General features: G+C 39.3%; 5 protein-coding genes. 2 read left to right on the plus strand and 3 right to left on the minus strand.

Annotated features, from left to right (window positions below; all coding sequences use genetic code 11):
• Nucleotides 1-4 precede the first annotated feature (4 nt).
• From sppA to A3GI_RS0103095, 3 genes are all read right to left on the minus strand, one after another.
• A complete protein-coding gene (gene sppA, locus A3GI_RS0103085) occupies nt 5-1,798 on the minus strand; it encodes a signal peptide peptidase SppA (protein WP_018360009.1) in 1,794 nt (597 codons plus the stop codon).
• A 98-nt stretch (nt 1,799-1,896) separates the two neighbouring features.
• The gene (locus A3GI_RS0103090; protein ID WP_018360010.1) at nt 1,897-2,679 is read right to left on the minus strand and encodes a transporter substrate-binding domain-containing protein; all 783 of its coding nucleotides are present in this window, start codon (nt 2,677-2,679) and stop codon (nt 1,897-1,899) included.
• Nucleotides 2,680-2,682: 3 nt separating this feature from the next.
• Nucleotides 2,683-4,779 (minus strand): putative porin, encoded by a 2,097-nt coding sequence (locus A3GI_RS0103095; RefSeq protein ID WP_036870048.1) that lies wholly within the window; start codon nt 4,777-4,779, stop codon nt 2,683-2,685.
• Between the two features lie 313 nt (nt 4,780-5,092).
• Between A3GI_RS0103095 and A3GI_RS0103100 the strand changes: the two genes are divergently transcribed.
• Complete coding sequence (locus A3GI_RS0103100; RefSeq protein WP_018360012.1) at nt 5,093-5,890, plus strand: polysaccharide biosynthesis/export family protein; 798 nt, start codon at nt 5,093-5,095, stop codon at nt 5,888-5,890.
• A gap of 27 nt (nt 5,891-5,917) precedes the next feature.
• Nucleotides 5,918-8,332: a GumC family protein gene (locus A3GI_RS10390; RefSeq protein ID WP_018360013.1), complete on the plus strand. Its 2,415-nt coding sequence runs from the start codon at nt 5,918-5,920 to the stop codon at nt 8,330-8,332.
• Nucleotides 8,333-8,619 lie beyond the last annotated feature (287 nt).

Consider the following 8,619-nt stretch of genomic DNA (forward strand, 5'->3'; position numbering starts at 1 on the left):
CCGTTTAATAGGCATTAAAACCGTAAGGAAGCCGGGTCATGATGCCCGGTTGCATGATATTTCTGTATTCGCGAAGTAAGAAGAGTTCTTCCCGGCTGAGGGCCTTGCCCATCAGTCTCAGTTCTAATTCCCGGCGACCGGTTTTGAAAAATAACTCGAATATGTTGCTGCTTTGAGATGCGTCGTACACCAATCTGTAATTGCTCAGATTAGCCAGTTTTGCTGCTGCAGCAATCGCATCGTCCAAACCGCCCAAATGATCTACCAGACCTAACTCCAATGCTTTTTCGCCTAACCATACACGTCCTTGCCCTATGGAGTCCACTTTATCTTTGGTCATGTTTCGACCTTCGGCCACGCGACTGATGAAGATATCGTATCCTCTTTCCACTTCTTTTTGTATCAGAGCTTTTTCATCTTCACTCATCGGTTTCATTATACCTGCAATGTTGCCACTCAGGATCATATCGGAGAACTTGGATGTCTTTACCACGTCTACATTCAAGCCGATTTTTTCCACGAATTTGGATGCATTGGGAACTTGTCCGAAGATACCGATCGAGCCTGTCAGCGTATTCGGTTCTGCAAAAATTTTATTGGCTGCACTCGAAATATAATAGCCGCCTGATGCTGCATAATCTCCCATGCTGACAACAATAGGTTTTGCTTTTTTGATGTTGGCCACCTGATACCATATTTGTTCACTCAGGAAAGCACTTCCGCCCGGAGAGTTGACACGCATGACCACGGCTTTGATATTATCGTCTTCTGCAAGCTGTTTCAGTTGTTTGGTAAGTTTTTCGGTAATACCCGAACTCATATCATAGATGTCGGCCTGTTCGGGCATGATGACTCCATCGGCAAACACAACAGCAATTTTTTCTCCTTTGGATACCTTAATATTTCCCCCTTCAAGTACATCATTAAGAGAAACCAGATTCAGTTTTTTACTTTTTTCTATGTCCAGTTTATTTTTCAAATAACCATACAGGTCTTCGCGATATACCAAAGAGTCGATCAATCCGGTTTTTAGAAACATTTCTCCTTCTTCTAAAGCATGACCCTGGTCTGCAAATTCCCTAATGGATTCCGGTGTGATATTTCTTGCCTTGGCAATGTCTTCTACGATATTATCCCAGAGCCCGTTGATATATGTCTTTATCTGTTCTTTATTCGCATCGCTGAGATGGTCTAAGATATACGGTTCTACAGCACCTTTGTATGTTCCCACTTTGAAAGTGAGCATCTCCACGCCAAGTTTGTCCAATGCTTTTTTGTAAAAAATGGTAGAAGATGCAATACCGATTATATTGACCTTGCCCAAAGGGTTTAAGAAAACTTTATCGGCTATGCTGCTCAGGTAGTAACCTTTTTGGGTATAATTGTCGCCATAGGCGATGATAAATTTACCGGACTTCTTAAAATCTTGCAGCGCTCTTCTTACTTCGTCCAATGAAGCCATACCGGCTGTCGGCATTTCTGTGTTCAGATAAATACCCTTAATGCTGGGATTGTTTTTGGCTATTTTGATAGCCTTGATTGCATTACTAAGAGTAATGGTCTTTTCCTGTTTGGTGAAACTGGTGAAAGGATCGTCATTCTCTGTTTCGGGTAATTCTGAAAAATTGATAACCAGAATGGAGTTGTCAAGTATGGATACACTCTCTGTTTTCGAGAATGAAGAGGCAACACTTGTTATCCAACCAACCATGATAAATAAACTGATACATGCCAGAATAATACCTGCTGTAACTACCCCCAGAACGGAGGCGAAGAACATTTTGAAGAAGTCTTTCATTTAGATTAAAAATTGATTCTTAAATAACAAATATAATTTATTTTAATGAACTGTGTTTTTAATACAATTGTCAAACGTAAGGGTTAGTTTCCAAAGCCTTACTTGTTTTTTTGAAACCACCGGTTGATGCTGTCGGTCAAAATGGGAGAGCTTTTGCGAGTTATCCAGCCCTGAATAAGATTATAACTGATCGGTAAAGAGCAATCTAAATCAGGAAAAGCCGTTTTGAACAACTCCTGTTGTTTTTGAGTACAAACGGTATAGTTGATTAGCCCTTTGCTTACCATGATAGCCAATTGTTCTGTTTGGTAGAGCTCATCTGTTTTTATATGGATGTTTTCTCCGATTTCACTGGAAAGATGTTCGATGAAAAGTTTGAGAGCCCTGTTCTTCGGCAATACAACTGTATCTCCTCCCAGTTCTATCTGCTCTTTGATGTGGTACAGACTGTCGTTTTTTCGCTGAACTAAATACAACTGTTCTTCATCTGTTCGGTCTACTATGGAGAAGAGTGTCGTGTCTATTTCTGAAGTTTGAAAGACAGGAAACAGGATTATATCGACTTCTCCGTTGAGTAGCATTCGAGAACCGATTTCCCAACGATTTTCCAATAAAACTTGTGTGCTGATGTTCGTTTTTTCTTCTAACAGTCGGGCTAGGTCGAACGCTTTACCGTCTATCCGATCTTTACTTATCGTGTATTCCGAAGGGGTATAAGTTGCCAGCAAACGCATAAAGCCGCTTGCTTTTATTTCCGGAAGATCTCTTACCGGATACGCAGTTGAAGCGGTTTCGTGCTGTTTGGAGCGTTTGGTAAGAAAAAACATCATTATCAGCACGATGAGCAGTAGCCCTGTATATATAAGTAGACGCTTATTCATGTTTTATTTGTTAAAATCGACTGCAATACCTAATCTGAAGTTCATGGGGTCGATGGGGTAGTGCAATGCAGTAAAACGATCGGGCTTGAAGAACAATTCGCCGATATTGTACATTTTAAGAAAAGCGTGTATCTGTTTCAGGTGAATGTTCAGGTAGGCATTCAGGAGAGGAGCTTTGCCGCCAATGGATTTTTCTTCCTGATTTATGAATTGCATTACAGCCGGTTCATAATAGGGGGCTTTGAATTGAGAGAAGTAATGTCCCTCCATGCCGATTTGTGTTCTTAATACTCCGGCTATGTAGAAATCTCCAAAAATATTGGCGTATGCAGTGATTTTGGATAGTGGCAATATTTCTTCGTTTGAAGATATTTGATAGGCTCCTTGTAGCTCCCAATTAAGATTTTTCCAGTGAAAACGGTGGCCGATTCGTCCTTCAGCAACTTCGATTACGCTTGAATGCTGTTTTGGATATCCTTTATTGTTATAATATATGAAGTTTTGCAGCGTACCTGATTTTAGCTGGAAAAAAGTGCCCCAACTGTCTAAAGAAGCAGTGGCGGAAAGCATGAGTTTGCGCTCAAAAGTAAAATCCTCATCCCACCAATGGAAGGTGCCGTGATGGTGTTTAACAAAATAGCCGGGCTTTACATTGTGTAGTTTGGCATCGGCCATAAGGCTGAATTGCTTTTTAAAGAGCGAAAAATGGGTGTTTATTTCACCGTTTAAGCGGAAGTTCCCGATGTTTTCTCCTAAAACGGAAATTTCGCCATTGGCAAAAAAGTTGAAACCTTTTCCCTGAGTTCGCTCTATGCTACCGCCAAGGTAGGTGTCGAATTCTTTTACAGAGTTGTAGAACAGGCTGGCCGGTTCTTTGCTGATTAGAGATATCGATCTGTTTTCCAGTCTGACATAGGCTGATAATCCGAATTTAACCCATTTTTTGAAACCTTCACGCACGGAAATCGCAAGCGTATTTGTTATTTCGTTTAAGGCTGCTGTGTCATTGGGGAGGATGGAAATATTACCGTTTTCATCTTTTGTGTCGATGAAATGTTCCGGATATAATTCCTGCCAGTTTGCTTTTGTCTTCGAAATGAATCTTCTGAAATTTCTATTGTACGTAAACGTGTGCGCAATACTTGCCACCGGAACGAATTCGATCGAATCCGGTTTGATTTCCGGATCCTCCGGATATAAACCCCTTAATCGTTGGGTTCGGGGATTTAGAAGAGTCGAATCGATGACGGCTTCTTTATAATATCCCAGATTGTATCTGTGTGCGAAATAGGCGTATCCGGAACGTACGCTGTTCCAAAGCATTTTACTGGGAAATCTTACCGGAATTTCTGAAGGTTTTATATCCTTTTTCCCTTTTGAAAATTTTTCCGGGTCGGTAATATATTCATCGTTGCTGATCCCTCCGTTTTCTGTTATTCTGAAATTTTCGTTCCCAAAATGTCCGAATGCCTCATATTTATCCGAACGATAATTTGAGAAGAATCTGTAATTGACATTTTCGGTTGCCTGGGAGTTATAGAAGCCATGTGCCATTGTATAATTGAAGTCGGCACCTATATTAAACCTTTTCCCGAAGTTTATGCCGAAAATACCCTTGAAAACTTCTTCCCGTTCCTCTACACTCCAATTTCGGTGATAGGTGAGTAAGGTAAAAGGTGTTTTGGTGTTGTAAAACCGGGCAGTTTCCGGTGTTGTTAACAATCTCGACAGAACTTGTTTATAAGCGAAGTGTTCCCGCTCCATCGGCCTGTCGAAATAAAGCATGCTTTGCCATGGGGAGTTCAGGTTGCCCAAATAAGAAATGCCTAAAGAACGACCTTCCGCACTTTGCCTTCTGTAGAAGTATGTCGTAACGGTATCCGCCATCTGCGTTCGAATGGGCATGGCCAGATTGGGTAGTATGCGGTAACTTTTTAGTTTATCGCCACGGACCAGTAACAGTTCTTCAGGAGTGTCGGATATTTCGGAGCCGGAGTATACGTTATGATTACGCCCTTTTTCCTGTTGTGCCCAAGTATGTATGCTGCTACTCATGAAAAGGAGTAACGCTGTTATTATCGAATATTTACTTTTCTTCATAAAACGCATAGTAATCATACAAAGTTAAATGAATAGCTTGAACAGCAAGCGTTTTTGTACTTCTTTGTGTTTGAGGATTGTAGAGCCATGATTTATTTTGAATAATAAATTCAAATCAAGGTAAACTAAAAGTAAGTGTAAGCTCTTTTGAGGGGGTTGATTTTAACATTTATTGGAAAAAAGCAATTAAATCGCAGAGTAATCAATCAGATTATCTTAATTTTGTGATAATTATAGATTTTATCGTCATTGTGAAAGAATAAAACAAGACGAATAATATCAAGCGGGGAAAATATATTTTTTAATTATACAGATGAAGAAGAATTTAGTTCTATTTTGGACAATCGGCCTTTTTTTATTATTGTTGTCCTCTTGTGGTAGCGTGAAAGATCTTGCATATTTGCAGGCGAAAGAAGAGCAGGAAATTCTCAGAATTGCCGGTCAGGAGAAATCTTTTGATTCTCAGATAAAATCGAAAGACATATTGACGGTCAGTATAGGAGCTTTGGATAAAACGGCTGTAGAAGCTTTTAATATTCCGAATACATATATTTCATCTAATGGCTATACCAATGGAACAGGATATCCCTCATATATTGTCGATAATGATGGGAATATCAATTTGCCGGTCATTGGTTCGGTAAATGTGCTCGGTAAAACGGAGAAACAGGTAGAGGAGCTTATTAAAGCAATTCTTTTGAAAAATTATATTAACGAGATGGTTAGTGTGAATGTTCGCATTATAAATTATCAGGTATCCGTTTTAGGTGAAGTTAACAGGCCCGGTCGTTACAATGTGGATAATGGGAAGATAAATATCTTTCAGGCCCTCTCTCAAGCAGGGGATCTCACTATTTATGGAGATAGAAAACAGGTTAAGTTATTAAGAGAGAGTGATGGGGGAGAGAAACTTGTGGTTACTTTGGATTTGAACGATGTGGATATTCTTAAGTCTCCTTATTTTTATTTACAACAGGGAGATGTGCTTTATGTCCAACCGAATAAGGCCAGAGCCCAAAGCTCGGGCATTTCCAGTGGAACGACAATCTGGTTTTCTGTTGTATCCGTGCTGACTTCTATTGCCACCTTACTGGTTTCTATATTACGCTAAACCTTATAATATTATAGTTTTTTCTCAATGGACGAAATTAAAAGTACATATAACGAAGGAATCGACAGTAATGAAAGCTTCGACCTGAAGATGCTTATTGACAAATATATTATTCACTGGAAATGGTTCCTTTTTTCTATCTTTTTATGTCTCTTAGGTGCTTATCTATATTTACGATATACTCCCAAGCAGTATGAAGTTTCTGCTTCTATTTTATTTAAGGAAGATAAAAACAAGGGAGGAGGCAATGCGGCCGATTTTATCAATCTCCAAAACTTTGGTTTTTCCACAACCAGCAATGTGGCCAATGAACTTGAAATATTAAAGTCAAAAAGTTTAATCAAGAAGACAGTTGTTTCGATAGACGCCCATATTGACTATCTGGTTAAAGGGAAGGTGGCTTCGAGTTATCTCTTTTTCAATCAACCGGTACGGATCAGTACTTCCGGCATTGATTTAGAAAAAATAAAAAATGCTTTCCGATTTACTGCTAAAATAAATAAAGAAGGCTCTGTTCTTATTAAGTGGATTGATGAGGAGAAAAAAGAAATCTCTCAAACTTTCAGTCAGTTTCCTGCAACATTTGCTTCCCCGATAGGTGTTTTGTCTCTTCATAAAGAAGAAGGACGTAATTGGGACGACCATGTTGGTGAAACTATTCATATCACAGTGCACCCTCCTATTAATAAAGCGAAAGATTTATTGAGCAGGATCAGTATCTCCTTAACGGAAAAAAGAAGTTCTGTTGTGTCTCTGCGCTTTAGATCTTTGGATAGAGAGTGGGGAGAGTTTTTTATAAGAAAACTGATAGATACTTACAATGAAGAGTCTAATTTGGATAAGAATACCGTAGCACAAAAAACGGAAGAGTTCATCAATGATCGTTTGGCTATTATCGGACGGGAACTTGGCAATACCGAGAAGCAGCTGGAAAGTACCAAACGCTCTGCCGGTTTGACAACTATCAAAGACTTGGAGGTTATCGTTAAAGGAAAGTCTGAGATAGATCAACAACTGGTTAAAGTAAATACCCAATTGAAGATTATGGAGTATCTCCAGGATTATGTTCGGGATATAAATAACAAGGATCAGGTTATACCGAGTAATGTAGGACTTGAAGATTTAAGTCTGACTTCTCTTATCGATCAGTATAATGTTGCTATTATCGAGCGAAATCAATTGGCACGAACGGTTTCGGAAAATAGTCCGCTAATGCTTCAGAAGAATGAGTCTCTAAAACATTTACGCTCAAATGTATTAGCCTCTATAAATAGTGCATATAAAGGTCTTAGAATTACAGAAAAAGGAATTAAACAGCAGGCTAATAAATTTAACAGTCAGATTAGCAGTGCTCCTACTCAAGAGCGTATTTTGGTGGATATTAACCGTCAGCAAGAGATACAGGCACAGTTGTTTCTGATGTTGATGCAAAAAAGAGAAGAAAATTCCATTGCGATGGCTGCTACAGCCGATAATGCAAAGATTATCGACGATGCCCTTGCTTCTTCTATGCCTGTTTCTCCTCGAAAGAATCTTATTTTACTTTCAGCCTTGATTTTAGGTTTTGTTATCCCTGTTTTGATTTTCTTCCTGCTGGATTTTTTCAGAACGAAGATTGAAAGCCGCAGGGAAATCGAACGCTTGTCCAAGATGCCTATTTGGGGAGATGTCCCTTTCGAAAAGAATGCTTTGGAAGATAGTATACAAGTAAAAAAAGATGACAATAGCGTTATGGCGGAGGTCTTTAGAACACTCCGTACTAATATCCAGTTCTCGCTACAAGAGGAAGATCAGGTTATTTTGTTTACTTCTACGAAATCCGGAGAGGGTAAATCTTTTATCTCAAGCAACCTTGCTGTCAGTCTGGCTTTGTTGGGTAAGAAGGTGATAATTATCGGTATGGATATTCGTAATCCTCAATTACATCGTGTGTTTCAATTTCAAGTGCCTCCGAAAGGGCTTACAAATCTGATTGCAGAGAAAAGTCTTGATTATGAAGCCTGTTTATCTTGCAGTAGACAAACCGAAAATTTACATATTCTGAATGCCGGAGTAATTCCCCCCAATCCTGCCGAATTATTAGATAGGCCTATCTTAAAGGATATTCTCGAAAAAATGAGGCGTAATTACGATTATATCATTATTGACAGTGCTCCTGCCGGATTGGTGGTTGATACTTTGATTGTAGCTAAATATGCGGATGCCACGGTTTATGTTTGTCGTGAAAACTACACCGAACGTGGTGTTTTTGATTTGATTAATTCGCTTTATCTTGAAAAGAAGTTCAAAAATCCCGGCCTTGTTATCAACGGCGTAGATCTTAAAAAAATGAACAGAAGTTACTATGGATACGGTAAGCAGTATGGATATGGTTATGGTCGGGAGGAGAAGAAAACGGAGGGCTTTTTGGGTTCTTTATTTTCAAAGTTAAAAAAAGAATAAATTAAGAATAACTTCTAAGGGGCTGTGTCAAAATTCATTTTTGGGGCAGCCTCCTTTTTTTATTCCTCATCCAACGACAAAGCCCCAACTTTCACAAGCTAGGGCTTCGTTCGTTCACTAAGTTTGAGTAACTTAGCAAATATCAATTACTTAATGAATACAAAGTTACACTTTCGTCCTTACATATCCGACCCCATCCTGCTATTTCCTGCAGAACTTGGTCAAGATATTGATGCCAATGACCCTGTGCGCCTGGTCAACAGCATTGTAGATTCGCTGAATTTAGA

The sequence above is a fragment of the Porphyromonas macacae DSM 20710 = JCM 13914 genome (assembly GCF_000379945.1).
In the GTDB taxonomy this organism is placed as follows: Bacteria; Bacteroidota; Bacteroidia; order Bacteroidales; family Porphyromonadaceae; genus Porphyromonas; species Porphyromonas macacae.

Coding starts and splice junctions, on each gene's coding strand:
- sppA (WP_018360009.1), bottom strand. CDS start 1,798: ATGAAAGACTTCTTCAAAATGTTCTTCGCCTCCGTTCTGGGGGTAGTT.
- A3GI_RS10390 (WP_018360013.1), top strand. CDS start 5,918: ATGGACGAAATTAAAAGTACATATAACGAAGGAATCGACAGTAATGAA.
- A3GI_RS0103095 (WP_036870048.1), bottom strand. CDS start 4,779: ATGAAGAAAAGTAAATATTCGATAATAACAGCGTTACTCCTTTTCATG.
- A3GI_RS0103090 (WP_018360010.1), bottom strand. CDS start 2,679: ATGAATAAGCGTCTACTTATATATACAGGGCTACTGCTCATCGTGCTG.
- A3GI_RS0103100 (WP_018360012.1), top strand. CDS start 5,093: ATGAAGAAGAATTTAGTTCTATTTTGGACAATCGGCCTTTTTTTATTA.